This window comes from Candidatus Peribacteraceae bacterium (assembly GCA_041661065.1).
Lineage (GTDB): Bacteria > Patescibacteriota > Gracilibacteria > Peribacterales > Peribacteraceae > CAIKAD01.
Genome location: JBAZVD010000001.1, coordinates 1,345,944 through 1,367,707 on the forward strand (window position 1 = coordinate 1,345,944; position 21,764 = coordinate 1,367,707).

A 21,764-nucleotide genomic window follows, 5' to 3' on the forward strand; every position below is an offset into this window, starting at 1 on the left:
TGGCTTCCATATGGGAACTCTCGTCCTTATCCGTCACGGACAATCCCAATGGAACTTGGAGAACCGCTTCACGGGCTGGACGGACCAGCCCCTTACTGAACGCGGGCGCAAGGATGCGGAGGCGGCGGGGAAGGCGTTGAAGAAGTTCCGCTTCCACCGGGCGTTCACCTCGCGGCTCATCCGGGCGAATGAGACGCTGGACCTCATCCTCAACACGCTCGGCCAGGCGGATATCCCCGTCCTCATGGATTCGGCGCTCAACGAACGCCACTACGGTGACTTGCAGGGGCTCAACAAGGCGGAAACGGTGAAGAAGTACGGGGAGGAGCAGGTGCAACAGTGGCGCCGGAGTTATGCAACCCGGCCGCCGAACGGTGAGAGCCACGAGGATTGCGAGCGGCGTACGAAGCCGTTCTTCCTCCAGTACGTGCTTCCCCATCTTCGCGACGGCGAAACGGTCCTCATTGCGGCGCACGGCAACAGCCTCCGTCCCATCATCAAGCACCTGGAAAATATGGATCCCGAGGAGGCGGCCAAGATGGAAATCGGCCTGTGTACTCCCTACGTTTATACCCTGGAGGGGGAGAAGATGACGGGGAAGGAAGTGATGGAAGTGCCCGGGATCGTGACGAAGGGGGCATCGCTGACGGAGGCGAACGTTTCCGAAGGGCGCCTATGACCTCCGTCGCCGATCATGAGCATCAATCGGTCGCCGCCTTCCTCGCGGAGCATCACGTCGATCCCTCGGAACCGGATATCGCACTCATCGAACTGGCGCACGCGGTTGCGGCGATCCCCTGGGGGGAGGCGCGGACGATCGCGGACGTGATGGCCAAGGGCGTGGGGACGTGCCGTGGCAAGCACCGCGTATTCCTGGAAGGGTGCCGGCAACTCGGCATCGAGGCGCGCCCCGTCGTCTGCACGTTCCATTGGCAGGAGCAGGAGATCCTGTATCCGCCGCAACTCAAGGCGTTCCTGGAAGACCACCACTGGCCGCAGAACCACACGTTCGCGCAGGTGCAGGTCGATGGCCAGTGGATTGATGTGGACCTCACGTGGGATCCGGCGCTCAAGCCCCACGGCTTCTGGACGTTCCCGGAGGATTGGGAGGGTGAGAATTCCTTCCATGCCGTCAAGATACTGGAACGCTGGGACGGGGCGGATATCCAGGCGAAAGTTGATGAGCTTCAGAACCTCCTCACGCCGGAGCAGCGGGGGGCGCAGGAGCACTTTCTGCGCGAGTTCATCGCGTGGGTGGCATCGTTGCGGTAAGGGATGATTCTCCCTCCCGATTCCGCTACTCTTTCCCCATGCAGGAGGTCAGTTTCCGCTCACCGTCGTTCTTCGATGACATCGGTTCCCGAAAGGAGAAACGCGTGCATTTGGTGATGATCGCCACGAAGCCGGATATCATCAAACAGGTTCCCCTCTATCGGAAGTTGCGCGAACGAGGCCACCTGGTCCTCCTCGGCCACACCGGCCAGCATTATTCGGATAACCTGAGCGGCGGCATGCTCAAGGAGTTCGGCGTGGAGCCGGATTTCAACTTGAACGTCCGCGGATCCATGTACGAAGTGGTGAGCCAGATCATCGGGCGGCTGGGGTGGGTGATGGAGGAACTGAAGAAGCGCGGGAAGACCGTGGTCCCGTACGTCCATGGGGATACCACCACGGCCATGGCTGCATCGAATGCCGGGTACTGCCATGGGTTCGCGTCGGTGCACGTGGAAGCGGGGATACGGACTCTATCACCTGCATATCAGAAATGGTTCTCGGTTCAGGAGGAATCTGAGAAAGGACTTAGGACCCCACTTCGCCCCGCGGAGCGGGGCTACGAGGGGCAGGCTCCGGACTTAGGACGAAGGAGATGGGAATTTTCGGATATTCAGGGCTGGAGGCAATTCTTGATGGAGCGGAAGAACTGGGAGCGCGGGAGCTTGGAACCGTACCCCGAGCAGTTCAACACGCGTTGCAGCGAGGCGGGCACGGGCATCCACCTCGCCCCCGTGGAACTGGACCGCGAGTTCCTCATCGGAGAAGGTTTCCCGGAGGACCGCATCGCGGTGGTGGGCAATTCCGTCGCGGATGCCACGCTGGAGGCGGTGGAGCGTGCGAAGGGGAGCGAAATCTTCAACAAGTATCCGCGCCTCAAGGAGGGGAACTTCGTCCGCTTCTGCATCCATCGGAGGGAGAACTGCGCTTCGGACAGGCGCTTCCTGGCCATCTATGGCGCCATGAAGTCCCTCATCGAAGAAGGCCGGGGCGTGCTCCTCATTTCCCTCTTCCAAACCGAATCGGCGCTGCTGCGTCTGGACCTCAAAGCGGAAGTGGAAGCCTTGGCGGAAAAGCATGCGAACTTCATCTACTCCCCCGTCTGGCCGCAGTACGGCGACGTGATCGCCGCCATGATGAAGGCCTCCGTGTGCGCCACCGATTCCGGTTCCATGCAGGAGGAGATGAACATTCTCGGCGTGCCGTGCGTCACGCTGCGGTTCGGCTCGGACCGGAGCGAATCCGCCATGGGGGGAGGCAACCTCATCGCGCCGCCGGTGGATTCCGTGGGCATCAAGCGCATCATCGAGTACGCGTGGGACAATGAGGAGATGCGGAAGGCGCCCAAGCTCTACGGGGAGAACGTGAGCAAGAGGTGCATTGATGTGGTGGATAAGATTCTTAAGAAGGAGGAGGTGTTTCGGGATGAGGAGGGAAGGCTGGGGGTGAATGCAAAATGGGAAATGTAAAATGCAAAATGATCGGAGTACTATGATCCCAACTGCAGTAGATTCCTCATCATTTTTCATTTTCAATTTTGCATTTCTCATTTCTTCGATGCTTCGGAAGCTCCGCGAATCCCTGACGCTCGTCTTATTGGCACTCCTCCCCTTCCACGCGCTCCTCGTCACCATGGGGACGCGGATCATCCGGGGGCAAGGCCATGCGCCGATGACCGTCCTGGCGCTGTGGAAAGACGGGTTACTCGGAGTGATTCTTGTGATGGCGGTTTTGGAGATGATGATGAGGGAGAGAAAATTGAAAGTGCAAAATGCAAAATGGGAAATGGATGCCATTGATGGGCTGATCGCGGGGCTGTTCATCCTTGGGATCGTCGTGAGTGCGCTCAATGGGGTGCCCCGCGGCGAGTTTCTCCTTGGTGCGAAGTATGACCTTGTGCCGCTCGTGGCGTTCCTCATCCTGCGACGCGTGGAATGGTCCGCGTGGTTCCGGTCCCTTCTTCTCAAAGTGATCATCGCCGTCGGCGCCGTCGTGTCGGTGCTCGGTCTCGTGAGCTTCTTCTTGCCCATCAAGTTCTTCGTGTGGTTGGGCTACGCCGACCTCCATTCCCTCTACGATCCCTCCGGTCCCCTGGCGCCGTTTCACCAGATCGGCGAGAGTTGGGTGCGGCGCGTGCAAGCGACGATGAGCGGGCCGAACCAGTTGGGGGTGTGGTTGTTACTTCCCTTGGGCGTGTTCCTTGTCTCTGTTCTATCGGATGCAAGAATCCGAGGAATCCAAGGAAACCAAAGAAACCGAGGGGATGTTGGCTACCTTTCCCTTCGGTTTCTTCGGATGCATCGGTTTCTTTGGTTTCTTTTCTTTGCCATCGCCCTCTTCCTCACCTTCTCCCGCGCCGCGTGGATTGCGGCGTTCGTGATGGTGATGGTCACGCTCGCGCGGATCCTCCCGAAGTGGACCTTCAAGAAGGCGTTCGTCGGAATCCTCGGCATCATCGGAATCCTCGGCCTTACGGTCACGCTTCTCTTCCCCTCCGTCTTCTTCCGTCTCTCCTCCTCCCGCGGGCACCTTACGCGGCCGCTGCAGGCGATGGGCGTTATGGTCCGGCATCCGCTGGGGCAGGGGTTAGGGTCCGCGGGGCCCGCCACCAACCGCAACCGTGAGCCATGCATCTTCCTCCGCCCGCAGGACGATCCTTCCTGGGCCAAAGCCCAGCCGCAGTTGTGCGTGTTCCGGGGAGAGACCCAGGTGCAGCCGTTGGATCACCAGTGCAACTGTCCCTTTCTCCCCGAGAATTGGTACCTCCAAGTCGGCGTGGAACTAGGGGTGGTGGGTTTCACTCTCTTTGCCGCTCTGATTGTGCTGGTGCTCCGACAATTAGAAATGCAAAATGCAAAATGCAAAATGCAGGAATTCAGTGCAAGTGACCGTCATTTCCCATTTTGCATTTCAAATGTTGCATTTCTCTTTTTCCTCGGAGTCTCCATAGCCGCCCTCTTTCTCCATGCATGGGAAGACGCTGCGGTGGCGTATGCGGCATGGGTGTTGGCGGCGGTGGCGCTGGGAGTCGGAGAAACGGGAGAAACGCATCGGTGAAATTTGCTACACTCTCCCCATGGACGCATCCGTCAAACCCGGCTCCATCGTCATCCTTGATTGCGGCGGGCAATACGCCCACCTCATCGGCAACCGCGTGCGCAGGCTGGGGGCGTTCTCGGAGATTCGCCTTGCGGAGACGTCTGCGAAGGAGCTCAAAGGCGTCGCCGGCATCATCCTTTCGGGCGGGCCGCAGAGCGTGTATGAAAAGGGAAGCCCTCAGATCGATCCCGCCATCTTCGACCTTGGTGTTCCCGTGCTGGGCATCTGCTACGGTCACCAACTCATTGCGCACACCCTCGGCGGCACGGTAAAACCCGGGAAGGCCAAGGAGTACGGCCATGCGGATATCCAAGTGATGGAGCCCGAGTCCCCCCTCTTCCGCGGCTTGCCCACGCATTTCGGCGTGTGGATGTCCCATGGGGACGAAGTGAAGGAAGTGCCCGACGGCTTCATTACGACCGCCCAATCCGCCACCTGCGCCACGGCGGCCATGGCGGATGAGGCGCGGAAGTTCTTCGGCGTCCAATTCCACTTGGAGGTCACCCACACGCAGCACGGCATGGAGATGCTCGGGCGGTTCGTTGCGCTATGCAAGCCTGCGCCGTGGTCCATCGCGAGTTATGCAAAGGAGATCGGGGAGCAGATACGCAAGGAGGTGCAGGACCGCAAGGTCTTCATGCTCGTCTCCGGCGGCGTGGATTCCACGGTGGCGTTCACCTTGCTGAATGACGTCCTGGGCAAGGATCGGGTGCAGGGATTGCTGGTGGATACGGGGCTGATGCGGAAGGGGGAAGTGGAAGGCATCCGCGAAGCGTTTGCGCCGCTGGGGATCACGAACCTGCGGATCGAGGATGCGTCGGGGGAATTCTTCACCGCGCTGAAGAATGTGTACGATCCCGAAGAGAAGCGGAAGCGGATCGGCGAGACGTTCTTGAAGGTCCAGAAGAGGGTGAGTGAAGAGATGGGATTGATGCCTCCATCCCCCCGTCCCCCTTCCTCCGGGGGAGGAAGGGGGGGCGTAGCCGAGGGTGCAGGCCAGCGTTCGGTCGTTACGGATGCTCCTGCACGTGGAGAGTGGCTCTTGGGCCAGGGGACGATCTATCCCGATACCATCGAAACGGGCGGTACGAAGCACGCCGACCACATCAAGACGCACCACAACCGCGTGAAGGCAGTGCAGGACATGATCGACGCCGGCCTGGTTCTGGAGCCGCTCAAGGACCTCTACAAGGATGAAGTGCGCAAGTTGGGCGAGGAGCTGGGGCTTCCCCATGAACTTGTATGGCGGCATCCCTTCCCCGGGCCGGGGTTGGGTGTACGGATCCTTTGCTCGGAGAGGGAAGACGTGGGGGAATGGAAAATTGGAAATGCAAAATTAGAAATGCCGGAAGATATTCCGGAGGGCATCCCGCACCTTGTACTGCCAGTGAAGTCCGTTGGCGTGCAAGGGGATGGGAGGACGTACCGCCATGCGGTGGCGCTGTTCTCCGGTTCCGACGATACCTCCATGGTCCCGCCCGCGTTCCGCACGATGGCGACCACCATTCCCAATACCGTCCCCGCTTTCAACCGCGTGGTGTTCTGCACGTCGCATTCCAAACCTCCTGCACTCGTCTTCACGCCCGGTGCCATCACGCGGGAACGGGCGGATCTCCTCCGTGAGGCGGATGCGGTTGTCAACGAAGAGCTTAAGAGAGCGGATCTCTACGAAACCGTGTGGCAGTTCCCCGTGGTTTTGCTTCCCTTCGGCACCGCGAAGGGCGGGCAATCCATCGTCCTCCGCCCGGTGGAATCCCAAGAAGCCATGACGGCAAACGCCGCGGCGCTCCCCCCCAAAATCATCCAACGCATCACGGAGCGGATCCTCGACATCCCGGGGATAGACATGGTGTTCCTGGATTTGACCTCGAAGCCGCCGGGGACGATTGAGTGGGAGTGAGAGGGCCCCCGCCTTCTCTGCTACCATGCGCCCATGGCAGCTTCCCCCAAGATCCTCTACGGCAAGCAGACAAACCTGGCCGTGCAGAACTTCCCCATTTCGGGGGAGACGATGCCGGAGGAATTCCTGCGCGCACTCGCGCTCATCAAGGAGAAGGCGGCCTTGGTGAACGGGGCGTTGGGTCTTATCCCCCGCGCACATGCGCAGGCAATCGCGCGGGCGGCGCGGCGGATCATCAACGGAGCGCATGGTGATCAGTTTCCGGTGGATGTGTTCCAGACCGGCTCGGGCACTTCCACGAACATGAATATGAATGAAGTGCTCGCCGCGCTCGCGTCTACGCCGACACGTCCTGTCCATCCCAACGATCACGTCAATCAATGCCAATCGAGCAACGACGTCATCCCCTCCGCCATCCAACTCGCCTGCGCGCTGCACATGCGCGATGCGCTCATCCCGTCCCTGCTCTTCCTGGAGAAGGAACTGCGGCGCAAGGCGCGCGCGTTCCGTCCCATCATCAAGACGGCGCGCACGCACCTGATGGACGCCGTCCCCGTGCGGTTGGGGGACGAGTTCGCCGCCTACGCGGCGCTGCTCTCCCACTCAAGGCAGTCCCTGGAGCATGCCCTGCGCGCCCTCTGCATTCTCCCCCTCGGCGGCACAGCGGCGGGAACGGGCCTCAACGCGCATCCCGCCTTCGCACCGCGCACCATCGGTCTCCTGCGGAAGGAGACGGGCTTGAAGCTGCGGGAAGCCGGGGACCACATCGCGGCGCAGTCGTGCCCCCTCGCGCTCCTCGCGTGCAGCGCGGCGCTGCGCCAGGTGGCCGCGGCGCTCACCAAGATGGCGGGCGATATTCGCCTCATGGGATCCGGCCCCGTGTGCGGCCTTGCGGAGCTGCAGCTCCCTCCCCTGCAGGCGGGTTCCTCCATCATGCCGGGCAAGGTGAATCCCGTCCTCTGCGAGAGCGTGCTGCAGGTGGCGATGGAAGTGACGGGGGCGGATGCCACCGTCCATGCCGCCTTGGTGATCGGCAGCCAGTTCGAGCTCAACACCGCCATGCCCGTGGCGGCGCACACGCTCCTCAGGAGCATACGGCTCCTCGCCAATGTCTCCCGCGTCTTTGCGGCAAAGTGCGTGCGGGGCATTGCGGCCGACAAGGAATCCCTCCGCGCGCGCTCGCTGCGTAATCCCATCCTCGTCACCGCCCTCGCTCCCCGCATCGGCTACGACCGCGCCGCGGCCATCGCCAAGGAAGCGCTGGAGACGGGGGAATCACTTCTTGCCGTGGCTCAGCGTAGGACGGAGATCCCCGAGAGCGAGCTACGGAGGATCCTTGCCCCGGAGCGGATGTTGTAGGGGGGCGGGACAGTCCTCGAAGGCCGCTTTCTCTGTTCTGTGGGTAGGAATACCCAGGGCCGCGGGTAAGAAGACCCGCTCTTGTTGTTGGGAAAAGGTGCTATACTCTGCGCTCCATGGCTCAGAACCTCCGTCCGCTTGGGGAAGAGGAAATCCGCGCACTCGTGGCGCAGGCCCAGGAAGGGGATACGGAGGCGTTCGGCCAGGTGTACGACCACTTCTTCCTCCCCATCTACCGCTACACGGCGTTCCGCGCGCCCGAGGAGCTTACGGAAGATCTCGTGAGCGAAGTCTTCGTGAAGGCGTGGGAGAAGCTCTACAGTTACAAGCTCCGCAAGGACGTGCCCTTCGGCGCGTGGCTCTTCCGCATCGCGCGCCACACGATCGTGGATGCGTACCGCACGCAGCGGTCCTTCGACGAGGTATCGGAGGAATTGATGGATACCGACCACATGAACGCGGCCGATGCGCTCACCAAGCAGAAGGATCTTCTCCGCACGGTGCGGCATGCGCTCGGGAAACTCCCCCGCCGTTACCGGGAAGTACTCCTCCTTTCCTATATGGCAAACCTCTCCCACGAGGAGGTGGCCAAGATCCTCCGCCTCACGGCGGGGGCGGTGCGGATCCTCAAGTTTAGGGCGCTGCGAAAGCTGCAGGAATCCCTCCCCCCCGAGTACAAAGAAGCGTAACAGGAAGCCGTTTTTTCCGTTTCTACATGCGCACAGTGCCTCTTCTCTTCCCCCGCCACCACCGTTCTACAGCAGGGATCGAACGCCTCCTCCGGGAAGCGGCGGCAGGCGTAACCGTGCCATCGGAAGCTCGGCAAGAGCTCAAGCGGGCGATTGTCCGCAGGATCGGCATTCCGGCCGCACTCCAGCAAGCGGTGGAAGCCCGCCCCACGGACGAGATGCAAGCCAGGGTGAAGGCCGCCGTGCTCACCCGCATCTCTGCGCCCCTCAGTCTTTGGGATCGCGTCCGCGTGTCCTTTTCCCCTTCCGCCGATATCCAGGGCGCCCTCCGCGGCCGCCTGCTCTCCCGGCTGGAGCCCGTCGCCGTCCCCTCGCTCTTCCCGCGCATCCTCCGCTGGACGGCGGCTTTCGTGCTGGTGGCGCTCGCGGTGCGCATCAGTCCCTCCTTCTTCATCGCTTCCACCATCCGTGCGGAATCCCCTGTCCTCCTCCTCCCCACCCAAGGCCGAGTGTCCGTGCTCATTGCCGGCCTGTGGCAACCGGTTACGGGCGAGGTGAAGCTGCAGGAGGGCGCGCAAGTGCGTACGGAAGAAGGGTTTGCCACGCTCATCCTCCACGATGACGGCGTACTGCGGCTTGCGCCCCAAACCACCGTCATCCTCCACGATCTTGCCGACCGCCCCGAGCTTCCCCGGCACGCATCCACGCTCACGCTGGAGCGCGGGACGCTGTGGGCGCAGGCGCTCATCCCCGCGGCCGTGGGCCCGGGATGGACGTTGCGTACGACGTTCGGCGACGTGCTGGTCAACGAAGGCAGTGTATCCGTGGATGCGGGGGCCGCTGTGCTGGATGTGACGGCATGGGACCGGCTCGTGAGCGTGGAAGCCGCGGGAAAGACTCTCACGCTCGCCGCGGGGGAGAAGGCATCCGCCACCGCCGACGGCGCCTCGCGCGTCCGGCGCGTTACGGCTTCGGAAGAGGAGGACGCGTGGGTGGAGGAGAACCTCAAGCGTGACGCGGTGCACCGCCGGGAAATCGCGCTGTTGCAGCAGGAACGCCGCGCCCGGAACGCAGGCATTCTGCCCACGTCCACGCTCTATCCCGTCAAGCGCGTCGCCGAGGCCATGGATATGCTCTTCACCTTCGGGGAGGAAGCCCGCACGCAGAAGCGCCTGCAACAGGCTTCCACGCGCCTCAACGAGGCCGCCGCCCTCCTCATTACCGGCAGCGGTACGCAAGTGGCGGAAAAGCCTCTGGAAGAATACCGCGAGACACTCCTCTCCGTGGCCACGGGCTCCGGGCAGGACGCCATGGTCAAGTCCATGGTGCAGCAGCAGCTCCTCGCCGAAGTGGCGGATACTTCCGCCGCCCTTCCGGATGACGAGAGCTACCTCCTCAAGAAGACGGTGCTGGAGACGAGCGCCTCCGTGCCGGACAGCGTGGTGAATTCCCAGGAAGTCCGGGAAGGCGTGGTGGTGGACATGCTGGCCTCCCTCACGCGGCGCGTGCAGGAAGGCAATTTCGTCGGGGTCACGGATGCGTTCCAAGAGCTCCTCCCTTCCCTCTCCAATCCCTCAGCCCCCCGCGAGATGCGCAAGGAAGCGCAGTCCGCACTCGGATATTTTGCGGATACCGTCCGCGGGAAGATGGCGGATACGCAAACGGGGGCGCTGGTGGCGCAAGCGCTGGAGCCTTACCTGCCCCAGGATGAGTCCGCCCCCCCGGTGGTACGCCATCTGACGGAGGAGGAGGTGGAGGCGGCGGCTTCCGCCATGTACAACCGCATCTTCAGCTACAAGATGCCACGCTCGCGCTACAACCAGCTGCTCGTAGAGTGCCGTTCCGTGGAGGGGCATCCCGACGAGAGGCGCATCCTCAACATGCTGCAGGAGAAGCTTCCCCCCAACGGTCTGGCGAAGAACATCCGTACGGAGATCCAGAAGGCGAGGGAACGGGTGGAGAGTGAATCGAAGTAAATAGGTAGTAGGTAGTAGGTGGTAGAAGCTCCTATTTTCCTTTGAGTTATTCCTGTTCTACAACCTATCACCTACAACCTTGTCTCCCCTATCTTGACTTCCTCTAAATTCCTACGCACACTCTGCTAGCTATGTACACGATCACCGATCTCAAACCCGGCCGGGCTATTACGTTGGACGGCCAACCGTACCTCATCATTGCGTCGCAGTTCGGGCGCAAGAGCCAGAGCAAGGCGAACATGCAGTGCAAGCTGAAGAACTTGAAGACCGGCGCCGTGGTGGCCAAGAACTTCCAGGGGAGCGATAAGATCGAAGAAGCGGACGTGGGTTTCCGTAAGGTGCAGTTCCTCTACGGCGATGACGAGCAGGGCTACACCTTCATGAACCTTTCCGATTACGACCAATTCGTCCTGCAGCCGGAAACGGTGGAGGGGGTCAAGGACTACCTTACGGAGGGGCTCGAGATGGATGCCATGATCTTCGGGGAGCTCCCCATCGGCATCCAAATGCCTTCCACGGTGGTGATGACGATCAAGGAGACCATCCCCGGCGTCCGCGGCGATACCGCAACGGGAGGCGGCAAGCCCGCCACCACCGAGACCGGCTTGCAAGTCACGGTCCCCCTCTTCATCAACGAGGGGGAGAAAATCCGCGTGAACACGGAGACGGGGGAGTATATGGAGAGGGTCAACGAATAGTTTCTCGTTTCTGGTTGCTGGTTGATGTTGTGGATTGGAGCAGCGGAAAATCGAGAGTGAGGCTGTGCATGATTGACGGCAGGCAATCGGATGCTAGCATCCCCTCATGCCAGAGAACATAGAACCGCCGTTGGAGAATGAAGAGCCACAAGAATCAGAGGCGGAGGTTGTACAACGCCTTGATAACATCCATGGAGATCTTCGGTGGATATCAGAGCAAATTACTACCAGGAATCAGGCGATGGAAAGAGGCCTCGATCAGCTGGAACAAGGGATTGAACTCCTCAGGAAAGCGCACGAGGCGACAATGCAGCATATTGACTCCACAGCTCGGACAGTGCAGACAGTCGTAGAAGCCGTGAATACAATCGCCGAGAAATTTCGCGAGATGGAAAAAGGCTTACCCTCACAGCGAGAGGATACACAGCAGTATCCGTTTGCCCCGTATTGAGTTGAGTATTGGGCTGTATAGGGAAAATGGAAGTGATGCCCTGTATGCATCACGATGAGGGCACACCCAAAGTCCCGTCCGAAGGTTACTCCCTCTCGTTTTTCATGAGAAAAGGGCTGTACATGCCCTATGAGGGTGATATACTTGGAGTATCACGATGAGAGGCTGTCCGAAGGGTCCCGTCCCTAGGAAATGCCTCTCGTTTTGTATACTCCTTTTTGCGTTCCTCGGTTTGCTCCGCTTCGTCGGGCTCCTCGGAATCTTCGGACTCCTCAAACGATCTTCTTCATCAATATCTCATTCACCATCTTGGGGTTCGCCTGTCCCTTCGTCTGCTTCATCACCCAGCCGACGATGGCGCCCAGCGCGGCGGTCTTGCCCGCCCTGTAGGATTCGATGGCTTGGGGATTCGCTGCGATCGCCTCATCCACCAGCTTCTCCAGCGCGCCCGTGTCCGAAATCTGCTTCATGCCCGCGGCTTCGATGATCTCCTTGGGCCCCTTTCCCGTCTCCACCATCTTCTCCAGCACGTCCTTCCCCGCGTTGCCGGAGATCGTCCCCTCCTTGATGGCGGCGGCAAGGTCCCCCATATCCTGCGTCTTCGGCCCTTCCGCAGGCAACTTCCCCGCCGCGTTGAGGAAGCCGACGAGTTGCGTGAGGACCAAGCTGGCGGCGCGCTTGGCGTCTCCCATCGCCGCCTGCACGGCGTCGAAGTGGGCGCGGAGGACGGGCTGGTCCACGAGCACGGCGGCATCGGCTTCCGAGAGGCCCAGGGCGAGATACTCTTCCTTCAATTGCGCGGGCATCTTGGGCAAGGTCTTCCGGATCCCTTCGATCTCCTCCTTGGAAAAACGCATGGGGGGGATATCCGGTTCCGGGAAGTAGCGGTAGTCCATGGAAGTCTCCTTGTCGCGCAGCAGGCGCGTGCACCCCTCGTCGTCCAGCCAGCCCACGGTGATGTCGTTCTTCAGCGGCCCCTTCCGCTCCGCCCACAGTTCCCGGAGCCTCTTCTCCTCGTACGAGAGCGCGCGTTCCAGCGCCTTGAAGGAGTTGAGGTTCTTGATCTCGCTGCGGGGGTTCAGTTTCTCCGTCCCCTTCTCCCGCAGGGAAATGGACGCATCGAACCGCATCATCCCCTTGAACATGTCCGCGTCGCTGGAGCCCACGGCGATCAAGACCCTCCGCAGCTCCTCCGCGAACGCCACGGCTTCCGCGGCGCTCCGCAAATCCGGTTCCGTGACGATCTCCATGAGCGGCGTCCCCGCGCGGTTGTAATCGCACAGCGTCGCTTCCCCGCGGTGCGTCAGTTTCCCCGCATCGTTCTCCACGTGGAGGCGCAGGAGGCGGCAGTGACATACGGAAGGACTGAGGACGGAGGACTTAGGACTTAGGGAAGTTATTGGAAGGGTGAAGTCCACGAATCCGTTGGAAGCCAGTGGGAAATCGTACTGGGAAATCTGGAAGCCCGCGGGAAGGTCCGGATAGAAGTAGTGCTTGCGGTCGAAGTGGCTCGCGGGGTTCACGGTGAGGTTGAGCGCGAGGCTCGCCCGCACGGCCTTCTCCATCGCTTGCGCGTTGGGCACGGGGAGCGTCCCCGGATGTCCCATACAAATGGGGCACACGGTGGTGTTGGGCGGCTTGCCGAACGCGTCGTTATCGCATCCGCAGAACATCTTCGTCTTCGTGTTCATTTGGGCGTGCACTTCCAGGCCGATGATGATTTCCAGATCCACCATTATCGTGACAAAAGATACAAGAAAGAGGCCGTAAGATACAGGCGGGAAGCCCTTTCTCCCCTTCCGGGGAACATTGCGAAAATGGCCGATTTCGTGTAATATATACTCAAAACTCAAGATACAAACCATGTCCCGCTCCCCTTCCTCTTCCGCCGCTTCCCTGCGTTCCCTGAGGAAAGCAGTCCTCATGATGCAGCAGGTTCCGCGCATGGATAGCGTGACGCCTTTTTCCGCCTGCACCACTCCCCGGTGCCGGAAACTGCGCCGCCGCGCGCGCATCAACGTGCTCCTCCTCTTCCTGGCGACGACGGTGGTGTTGGGATTCATGGCGATGGTCTTCCTCCTCAACGGGGGAACGCAGTTCATCAGCTACGCCACGCCGGTGTTTGTCCGCATGGCGCTCCTCCTCTCGCCCCAGGCGCTCACGGCGTCGTTGCTGCCCTGAGGGGAGAGGGTGCCTACTCAATGACCGTCTCCGAACGCGGGAGGAGCTCTTTGGGAACGGCGACGGCTTTGCCCTCCGTCACGTAATCCACGATCAGCCTGCCGTCCAGGTGGTCCACTTCGTGCTGCACCACGCGCGCGTCGAAGCCGGAGAGCTTCTTCTCCTTGGGCGTGCCCCGCGCGTCCCGGTACCGCACCACGATGTCCACGGACCGCGGCACCAGCACCCAGGTATCCGGCAGGCTGAGGCACCCCTCCTGGTCCATGGCCTTCTCCTCGCTGCGCACGGTGATCTGCGGGTTGAGGAGCGGCGTCACTTTTCCGCCCAGCGTGGCGATGCAGAGGCGCAGGCTCACGCCCACTTGCGGTGCGGCGAGGCCCACCCCCTTCCCTTCCATCGTCTCCTGCATGTCTTTGATGAGCTGCTTGATCTCCTTCGTCACGCGTTCCACCTTCGGCGTCTTCTTGCGGAGGATGGGGTTGTTCTCGCCGGTGAGGATGGGGAGGATGGCCACGAGAGAGCAGTATAGAGCTATGGGGTGCAGTTGGTAAGGACACGGCATGCCGTGTCCTTACGACAGCTTCTATCCCACCAGCTGCCTGATCGACGCCAACTTCCTCAGCTTCTCCAGGGACTGGATGTTCCCCGCTTCCAACATCTTCTGCAGGGCTTGGGCGGCGAGGAGCGCATCGGCAAGGGCGCGGTGGCGCTGCTCGGCGGGAGGGAGGCTGAACTTGCGCGCCAGCACGTCCAAGTTATGGCGGAACTCCGTGGGGAAGAGGCTCTGGCTGAGGCGCATGGTGCAGAGGATCTCGGGGAGTTCCACGAACCCCCAGCAGTACTCCTTCTCCACTTCCAGGAATCCCGCGTCGAAGGCGGCGTTGTGGGCGATGAGCACGGATCCCTTTGCGAACTCCAGGAACCGCGGCAGCACGGCGTCTATGGTGGGTGCATCCTTCACGTCCTCGTCGCTGATGTTGTTCACCCGTTTCGCTTCCCAGGGGATCTCCCGCTCCGGGTTCACGAAGGCAGCGAAGGAGACCTCCTCCAAAATCTTCCCGCCTTCCATGCGCACCCCCGCGATCTCAATGATCCGGTGCCCCTTCCGGGGTTCCAGGCCGGTCGTTTCCAAATCGAAGACGGTGATGGGGGGGAGAGACATGGGGGGTGATGATAGCGGAGGATGTTCGGGGATCGAGTGACTTTGCTTCACATTGTAAAGGTATAGCGTATTGAGTATTTCGTATAGCGTATGTGACAAAAAGAACCGCTTCCAGAACATACGCAATACGCTATACGTCATACTCTATACTTTTCCTGTGTATCAAATCCCTATCACCCGCGTCCTCGCAACCCTGGAAGGGCTCTACCACCCCCCCGAGAGCTTCCTCACTTACAGCTCCCCCTTCGAGCTGCTCGTGGCCACCATCCTCAGCGCGCAGTGCACGGACGTGCGGGTGAACATCATCACGGAGACGCTGTTCAAGAAGTACCGGACGCCGGAGGAGTACCTGCGCGTCCCCGCGGCGGAACTCCGGGACGACATACGCACGTGCAGTTACTTCAACGCCAAGGCGCGGTACCTCCGCGGCGTGGCACGGGACATCATCAAGAAGCACGGCGGAAAAGTCCCGAGCACCATGGAGGGGCTCCTCGCGCTCCCCGGCGTGGGCCGCAAGACTGCGGCGATCATCCTGCACGTCGCCTTCGGCAAGAGCGAGGGGATCGCCGTGGATACGCACGTGTTCCGCGTCGTGCGGCGGCTGGGGCTCTCCCGCGGGAGAACGCCGGAGAAGGTGGAGCTGGATTTGATGAAGGCCGCGCCGCCGGAGAAGTGGGGGGAGCTCAACCCGCTCCTCATCAGTTTCGGGAGGGACACCTGCACGGCGAGGGACCGCCGCTGCGGACGCTGCCCGTTTGTGGAAGGGTGCCCGTCGTCGAAGGTGAAGGGAAGGGAGGATTTGGCGAAGAACGGCGCTTGATGCGTGCCACCCTGTCAATGCATTTCGATAAGGGGAGGAGAATATACTGGCTGTTAAGTTCTTTCTTCTTCCCCTCCCTTTCCCATGTCCAAACGCGCTTGGGGCATTCTGCTCCTCATCGTCCTCCTTGTCGTCGCAGCGGTGTGGTGGGTCACCCAAAATTCCACAGCCGCCGTCGTTCGCCTCTCTTCGCGGGAACAGCCCGCATGCACCAACATCAATACGGCGCAGGAAGGCTGGACCATAGAGGATAAGACCGTTTACAGGCCGTGCGCGGGCTGCACCGTACAGTGCCGGAACTCCGGCACCCGCCAGGCTGCCTGGTACCAAACCTGCGAGGACGGTTCCCAGGCGATCATCGCCTATGCGGATTGCGTGGAACAGCCACCGCTCCCCTCCAATACCGCCCCCTACTGCCGTACGGATGGTTCGGGGGAGATAGGGTGGTTCATGGGCTCACGGCTGATCAAGAACGCCGACTGTGCCAACTGCAACGTGGAATGCCGCAATGCGGGGACGCCCCAAGAGGGCTGGTACGACGCCTGTGACGGCGAACTCCTCACGCAGGCGGACTGCGGCTGAAGGCGTCTTTCTCCGCGGATATCTTTGTGCGGCGGCGGGGATCCCATAGAATGGAACGTTCTATGGCAATCTCCTCCCTCCCACGGCTCGCGCGCGCGCCGGAATTCCGGGATCTCGGCCCGTGGCATAACGGCTTGCCGGTAACGCTCAAGGAATTGCGCGGCAAAGTGGTGTTGGTGGATTTCTGGACCTACACCTGCGTCAACTGTCTACGTACGCTGCCGTTCCTGCGGCGGTACTGGAGCGCCTACGGAGGGACATCGTTCGTGATGATCGGCATCCATGCGCCGGAGTTCCAGTTCGAGCGGGATGAACGCGCCGTGGCGGAAGCGCTCCGGCGTCTCCGCGTCACGTGGCCGGTGGCGCAGGACAATGCCTACGGCACGTGGCAGGCGTTTGCCAACCACTACTGGCCGGCCAAGTACCTCATCGATGCGGAAGGCTACATCCGTTCCCTCCACACGGGGGAAGGGGGGTACCAACAGACGGAGAATGAAATTTGTTCCCTGCTGGAGGAGGCGGGCGTGCCCCTGCGCGACCGTCCCCCTGCGGTCCACCATGAGCCCATGCGGTCCCTGCACAACCAGACGCCGGAAACGTACTTGAACAGCCGCAGCTGGCACGCGTTCGCCGGGGCCCCTCCCCTTCCCCCCGGGGGACCCTTTGCCTACGCCCCTCCTTCCCTCCCGTCCCTCCACCGGTACGCGCTGGGCGGCACGTGGGAGTTGGTGGATGATGAGCGGCAGGTCCTGCGGTCAACGGAAGGGGAGATGCGTCTGTGCTTTCTGGGCAGCGAAGCGAACGTGGTGTTGCAGAGGGAAGAAGGGAGCGGGCCGGCGGAAGCGACGGTGAGCGTGGACGGGACGGACGTGAGCGTGTGCCGGGTGGACCATGGGGACATGTACCCCCTGTTCTCGGGGGCGTACGGTGAACATGCCCTCCGCATCCGGTTCCGGGGAGAAGGGGTGGCAGCGTACGCGTTCACGTTCGGATGAGGGGATTGAAGTGTTGTAGGAAATGACTACACTACCACCATGTCCCGCGACCTCCCCTCCCTCCTCCGCTCCGTCGGGTTCGACGAGAAGGAGGCTTCCCTGTACCTCCACGGGTTGGAAGTGGGGTCCGCCCCCGCTTCGGATTACGCGCAGGGTACCGGCCTCAACCGCATCACCGCGTACAACACCCTCGAGGGGCTGGTCCGGCGCGGCTCCTTCACCATGGAGAAGAAGGTGCGGGGGAAGTGGTACGCCCCCATCGCCCCCGATGCCCTTGCCCAGGAAGCCCGCCAGAACGTGGATCTTCTGGAGCGCGCCCTCCCCGAACTCGCGTCGCTGCGGGGGGCGGCGTTCCTCAAACCCGCCGTGCGCTTTTTCGAGGGGTGGGAAGGCATCCGCCACGTGTACGACGACACGCTCACCGCCAAGACCGAGCTCCTCAACTTCGCCAACTCCGCGGAGGTGCGCCGGTTCTGGCCGGGGTATGACGAGGAGTATGTGGGGCAGAGGGTGAAGCGCCGCATCCATCTGCGGGGGATCGCCCCCGATGACGCGGCGGGCCGCAAGGTGCACGGGGAAGACCGCGGCAGGCTGCGCGAAATACGGCTGGTGCCCGCCAAGGACTTCGATTTCACGAATGAGATCAACATCTACGACCACAAGGTGGCCATCTGCTCCTTCGGTCCCCCGCGGGAGATGTTCGGGGTGATCATCGAGAGCAGGGAGGTGGCGGAGACGCAGCGGCAGGTGTTCGAGATGGCGTGGAGGTATGCGGCGAAGATGAAACGTTGATGTATCCACCCTTCATCTTTTGTCTCCCGCAACAACAAATCTTCCAGCTCACATTCACAGTCCCCTGATATCCTCTACAGTGAGCCCGCTTCGCCATGGCCGACCCTTCCCCCGCACAATCGGCCCCCGCCACGACGGCCGCCTCTTCGGAGAGGCGCTCCTCCCGCTCGTCGGTCCGTTTCCTCCTGGGGACCTTCACGCTCCTCCTGGTGATGACGGTTTTTTCCCGCGGGGATCCGGTGGAAGCATTCTCCTCGCCCCTTCTTGCCCTCCGCGCCTCCCTCTTCTCCGTCTCTTCCGCGGGTACGGCAACAGCCTCCTCTTCCTCCGTCGTCCCCGCCCTTCCCGCGGGAACCCACGGACCGCTCACGCCGGCGCAGTACCGCGCGGCGGTGCGCGGCATGAGGGGGAAAGGGTTCCTCAAGCTCATGCCCTTCCTGCGCCGTCCTTCCTCATCCTCTTCTTCCGTCTCCTCCGTCCGCGCGGACAACAAGTTCGGCATGTACCTGACGGTGGGGAGCATCAAGCGGAACGATTTCCTTCTGCAGACCATGGACCGCGTGGCGGCAGAAGGAGGGAACGCCCTGGTCCTGGACGTGAAGGGCAGTTACGTCTACTTCCACACCGATGCTCCCATGGCCAACGAGATCGGCACGGCCATCTCCTCCTACGACCTCTCCACGGTCATCGCGGAGGCGAAGGCGCGCGGGCTCTACACCATCGGGCGGTTCATCGCCCTCAAGGACGGCGTGTTCGTGCAGCAGGTCCCGAAGGCCAGGGTGAAGAACCTCAAGACGGGGTGGGATTTGGGGCTGGGTTGGTCGGATCCCGCCGCGCCGGAAACGCTCACGTACAACGGGGAAATACTGGAAGACCTGCTCGTGAGCGGCATCGACGAGGTGAACTTCGATTACATCCGCTACTCCACGGCCGTGCGTCCCCAGGACACGGGCCTCACGGGCAAGGAGAAGGCGGACCGCATCGAAACCTTCCTCGTCATGGCCAAGCAGCTGCGTGACCGCGTGAACCCGCAGGCGAAACTGGGCATGAGCAGCTACGCCATCATGGGGTGGGACTACGCGGTCAATATGGAGCCGCTGGGGCAGGATTTTGTCCGTTTCGCGCCGCTCCTGGACATCATTTCTCCCATGGCCTACCCCGATACGTTCGCCCAGAACTCGTACTACATCCCCGGCAAGCATCCCCGCAGCCGCCCCTACTATCTCGTCTGGCGCACGCTCAAAGGCTATGCGGACCTGCTGGGTCCGGAGCATGCGCAGAAAATCCGCCCCTGGATCCAGGCGTACTCCATGGATGCCACGGAGATCCGCGACGAGATCGACGCCGTATACGACATGGGCTTGTGCGGCTTCACCTTCTGGAACGCGAACAACAACTACGCGCCGGCATACGGAGCCTTGAAGCTGACGGCGGCGTCGCGGCCAGAGGAGTGTAAGGAGTGAGGAAACCGAAGAATCCGAAGAAGCCAAAGAAACCAATGGGGTGCGCAATGGCTTACAAGGCATTCCTCGGATTCCTTGGTTTCCTCGGTTTCCTTTGTGGCGGTCTCCTATAGCCTCTCGCTTCCCCGCCTGCTACGATCCATTCCCATGCTCCAATACCTCGACCTCCTCAAGCACGTCCTGGAGAAAGGCGTGAAGAAAGACGACAGGACCGGAACGGGGACACTCAGTGTTTTTGGCTACCAGATGCGGTTTGACCTGCAGAAAGGCTTCCCGCTCCTCACCACCAAAAAACTCCACACGCGCTCCATCTTCCATGAGCTCCTGTGGTTCCTCATGGGCGAGACGAACATCAAGTACCTGCACGAGAACAAGGTGACGATCTGGGACGAATGGGCGGACAAGGACGGCAACCTCGGCCCCGTGTACGGCAAGCAGTGGCGCCGGTGGGAGGGGGGGGACGGGAAAGTGTACGACCAAGTCACGAGCCTCCTGGAGCAGATCAAGAGCAACCCCAACTCCCGGCGCCTCATCGTCAATGCATGGAACGTCGCCGATCTCTCCAAGATGGCGCTTCCGCCCTGTCACCTCCTCTTTCAGTTCTATGTTGCGCAGGGCAAGCTTTCCTGCCAGCTCTACCAGCGGAGCGCCGATGTGTTCCTCGGCGTCCCCTTCAATATCGCTTCCTACGCGCTGTTCACGCACATGGTGGCGCAGGCCACGGGGTTGGAGGCGGGTGAGTTCGTCCACACGCTGGGGGACGCGCACCTCTACATCAACCATCTGGAACAGGCGCATGAGCAGCTCAAGCGCGAGCCCAAGCCCCTCCCTACGCTCAAGCTCCATCCCGACGTGAAGGATCTGTTTGCCTTCCGGTACGAGGATATCGAAGTGATAGGGTACGAAGCGCATCCTTCCATCAAAGCGCCGATTGCCGTGTAGTGGGCGGCGCGCGTTCCCCCGCTCCACACAAGTATGTGCAGAGGGTTTTCCTGTTTAATAGCGGAAAAGGAATGGTGAAGGCATACTGTCATCATGAGAGTGTCATTGATAGCAGCCGCATCGGAAAACAACGTCATTGGCATCAAGAACGCCCTTCCGTGGGATCTCCCCAACGACCTGCAGCACTTTCGGCGGATCACGGAGGGCAAGCCGGTGATCATGGGTTGGATGACGTACCGTTCCATCGGACGCCCGCTCCCCAACCGCGAGAATATCGTCATCAGCGACGATCCCCATGCCAAGCTCCCGGGCAGCACCGTGGTCCCCTCGCTCGCCGAAGCCATCGCGTACGCGGAGGGCAAGCTGGGGGCCAAGGAGGTCTTCGTCATCGGCGGGGCGCTCACGTACAAGAACGCCCTTCCCCTTGCGGACCGGGTGTACCTGACGCGCGTCCATGCCGTCATCGAGGGCGATGCATTCTTCCCGGAGCTCCCTTCGGAGGATTGGCAGGAGGTGTCGCGGGAGGAGCATCAGTCCGATCCCCATCATCTCCACGCCTACACGTTCCTCACCTACGAGAGGAGAACATAGCGGCCGGCTTTCAGCGGTCAGCGATGAGTGGTCAGCGGTCAGTGCGTTGGAAGACCAGAGGTCAGGTTCGTGAGACTGTAATTTTGGCTAATGGAAGCCATAAAATAGGTATGGAGGAAGATCGCAGTCTTTCTGATTGAGATCTCCCGCCGTGTCCGCGACACTGCGCGCATGGAACCACTCGCACTCGCCAAAAGTCTCTATCGCAAGGAAGCCGAGGAAGCCCGGGGCGTATCGGCAGCGGAGTTCGCGCAGCGGCTGGAAGAACGCTCACGCCGATTACGGGAGATGCAGCGGGAAACCGCGGATCACCTGAAGCAGGCAGCGGAAGACATTCGGGCGAGCGTGGGGAAGTCCGGCGCCATTCACGAGGAACTCCCGGAGGGGGTGGCGGGGCAGGCGATGCTGGGTCGGGAGGGTTCCGCCACGTTCGATGCGCGGTCGCTGGAGGGCGAGGGGAAGGTGGTGGACCGCGACATGTCGGAGGGCGTGGCGGCTCACGAGGACTTCCACACCAAGCAGAGGGCACCCGACGCCGCGGAGGTGACGCTCACGGACGGTACCACGATCACGGACCATGAGTTCATCGAAGCGGGGGCGATTGCGGCGCAGGAACGGCAGAGCGCGCGGAGCGTGGACAGGCTTTCGGCGGAGTACAAAGCCATCCGGGAGAAGGTGGGCGCGCTCCTCTCCCCCGACTGGCTTGTGGCACTCTCGCGCGAGGGCAAACTGAGGCAGTTCGCGGCGGAAGCGTCCCTTGCGAACGCCGCTTAATCCTTGAGAAGCGGGCTT

Annotated in this window: 22 protein-coding genes; 19 read left to right on the forward strand and 3 right to left on the reverse strand. The window is 61.7% G+C overall.

What is annotated here, in order from left to right; all coding sequences use genetic code 11:
- The first annotated feature begins 10 nt into the window (after positions 1–10).
- The 10 genes from WC698_06225 (at position 11) to WC698_06270 (ending at position 11,444) form a co-directional block, all read left to right on the forward strand.
- On the forward strand, positions 11–679 hold the full coding sequence (locus WC698_06225; GenBank protein ID MFA6039828.1) for a 2,3-diphosphoglycerate-dependent phosphoglycerate mutase: 669 nt from the start codon (positions 11–13) through the stop codon (positions 677–679).
- Positions 676–1,272: a transglutaminase domain-containing protein gene (locus WC698_06230; protein MFA6039829.1), complete on the forward strand. Its 597-nt coding sequence runs from the start codon at positions 676–678 to the stop codon at positions 1,270–1,272. Before WC698_06225 ends, WC698_06230 begins: the two co-directional genes overlap by 4 nt.
- Positions 1,273–1,310: 38 nt before the next feature.
- Entirely contained in the window at positions 1,311–2,741 is a 1,431-nt protein-coding gene (locus WC698_06235) for a UDP-N-acetylglucosamine 2-epimerase (GenBank protein MFA6039830.1), read from the forward strand.
- 88 nt (positions 2,742–2,829) lie between these two features.
- Entirely contained in the window at positions 2,830–4,329 is a 1,500-nt protein-coding gene (locus WC698_06240) for a hypothetical protein (GenBank protein MFA6039831.1), read from the forward strand.
- Between the two features lie 19 nt (positions 4,330–4,348).
- Complete coding sequence (gene guaA, locus WC698_06245) at positions 4,349–6,271, forward strand: glutamine-hydrolyzing GMP synthase (protein ID MFA6039832.1); 1,923 nt, start codon at positions 4,349–4,351, stop codon at positions 6,269–6,271.
- A 33-nt stretch (positions 6,272–6,304) separates the two neighbouring features.
- Positions 6,305–7,630 (forward strand): class II fumarate hydratase, encoded by a 1,326-nt coding sequence (locus WC698_06250; GenBank protein ID MFA6039833.1) that lies wholly within the window; start codon positions 6,305–6,307, stop codon positions 7,628–7,630.
- Positions 7,631–7,746: 116 nt separating this feature from the next.
- The gene (locus WC698_06255; protein ID MFA6039834.1) at positions 7,747–8,319 is read left to right on the forward strand and encodes an RNA polymerase sigma factor; all 573 of its coding nucleotides are present in this window, start codon (positions 7,747–7,749) and stop codon (positions 8,317–8,319) included.
- Between the two features lie 26 nt (positions 8,320–8,345).
- The gene (locus WC698_06260) at positions 8,346–10,295 is read left to right on the forward strand and encodes a DUF5667 domain-containing protein (protein MFA6039835.1); all 1,950 of its coding nucleotides are present in this window, start codon (positions 8,346–8,348) and stop codon (positions 10,293–10,295) included.
- A 131-nt stretch (positions 10,296–10,426) separates the two neighbouring features.
- The gene (gene efp, locus WC698_06265) at positions 10,427–10,993 is read left to right on the forward strand and encodes an elongation factor P (GenBank protein ID MFA6039836.1); all 567 of its coding nucleotides are present in this window, start codon (positions 10,427–10,429) and stop codon (positions 10,991–10,993) included.
- Between the two features lie 106 nt (positions 10,994–11,099).
- Complete coding sequence (locus tag WC698_06270; GenBank protein MFA6039837.1) at positions 11,100–11,444, forward strand: hypothetical protein; 345 nt, start codon at positions 11,100–11,102, stop codon at positions 11,442–11,444.
- A gap of 272 nt (positions 11,445–11,716) precedes the next feature.
- Here the strand turns inward: WC698_06270 and gatB are convergent, their stop codons facing one another.
- A complete protein-coding gene (gene gatB / locus WC698_06275; protein MFA6039838.1) occupies positions 11,717–13,180 on the reverse strand; it encodes an Asp-tRNA(Asn)/Glu-tRNA(Gln) amidotransferase subunit GatB in 1,464 nt (487 codons plus the stop codon).
- A gap of 127 nt (positions 13,181–13,307) precedes the next feature.
- On the opposite strand from gatB, the gene WC698_06280 reads away from it, so the two are divergent.
- Positions 13,308–13,625: a hypothetical protein gene (locus tag WC698_06280; protein ID MFA6039839.1), complete on the forward strand. Its 318-nt coding sequence runs from the start codon at positions 13,308–13,310 to the stop codon at positions 13,623–13,625.
- Between the two features lie 13 nt (positions 13,626–13,638).
- Here WC698_06280 and def read toward each other — a convergent pair whose 3' ends face one another.
- Both def and WC698_06290 read right to left on the reverse strand, forming a co-directional pair.
- Positions 13,639–14,139 (reverse strand): peptide deformylase, encoded by a 501-nt coding sequence (gene def, locus WC698_06285; protein ID MFA6039840.1) that lies wholly within the window; start codon positions 14,137–14,139, stop codon positions 13,639–13,641.
- A gap of 69 nt (positions 14,140–14,208) precedes the next feature.
- Positions 14,209–14,787, reverse strand: coding sequence for a 3'-5' exonuclease (locus WC698_06290; protein ID MFA6039841.1), 579 nt, complete (start codon positions 14,785–14,787; stop codon positions 14,209–14,211).
- Between the two features lie 157 nt (positions 14,788–14,944).
- Here WC698_06290 and nth point away from each other — a divergent pair, with 157 nt between their 5' ends.
- From nth to WC698_06330, 8 genes are all read left to right on the forward strand, one after another.
- Positions 14,945–15,607: an endonuclease III gene (gene nth, locus WC698_06295; protein MFA6039842.1), complete on the forward strand. Its 663-nt coding sequence runs from the start codon at positions 14,945–14,947 to the stop codon at positions 15,605–15,607.
- A gap of 84 nt (positions 15,608–15,691) precedes the next feature.
- Positions 15,692–16,189: a hypothetical protein gene (locus tag WC698_06300; protein ID MFA6039843.1), complete on the forward strand. Its 498-nt coding sequence runs from the start codon at positions 15,692–15,694 to the stop codon at positions 16,187–16,189.
- Between the two features lie 62 nt (positions 16,190–16,251).
- On the forward strand, positions 16,252–17,184 hold the full coding sequence (locus WC698_06305; protein MFA6039844.1) for a redoxin family protein: 933 nt from the start codon (positions 16,252–16,254) through the stop codon (positions 17,182–17,184).
- A 39-nt stretch (positions 17,185–17,223) separates the two neighbouring features.
- A complete protein-coding gene (locus WC698_06310; protein ID MFA6039845.1) occupies positions 17,224–17,976 on the forward strand; it encodes a helix-turn-helix domain-containing protein in 753 nt (250 codons plus the stop codon).
- A 95-nt stretch (positions 17,977–18,071) separates the two neighbouring features.
- A complete protein-coding gene (locus WC698_06315; GenBank protein MFA6039846.1) occupies positions 18,072–19,439 on the forward strand; it encodes a putative glycoside hydrolase in 1,368 nt (455 codons plus the stop codon).
- A gap of 147 nt (positions 19,440–19,586) precedes the next feature.
- Complete coding sequence (locus tag WC698_06320) at positions 19,587–20,381, forward strand: thymidylate synthase (protein ID MFA6039847.1); 795 nt, start codon at positions 19,587–19,589, stop codon at positions 20,379–20,381.
- A 93-nt stretch (positions 20,382–20,474) separates the two neighbouring features.
- Entirely contained in the window at positions 20,475–20,972 is a 498-nt protein-coding gene (locus WC698_06325; GenBank protein MFA6039848.1) for a dihydrofolate reductase, read from the forward strand.
- 171 nt (positions 20,973–21,143) lie between these two features.
- Positions 21,144–21,746: a hypothetical protein gene (locus tag WC698_06330; GenBank protein ID MFA6039849.1), complete on the forward strand. Its 603-nt coding sequence runs from the start codon at positions 21,144–21,146 to the stop codon at positions 21,744–21,746.
- Positions 21,747–21,764: the final 18 nt, after the last annotated feature.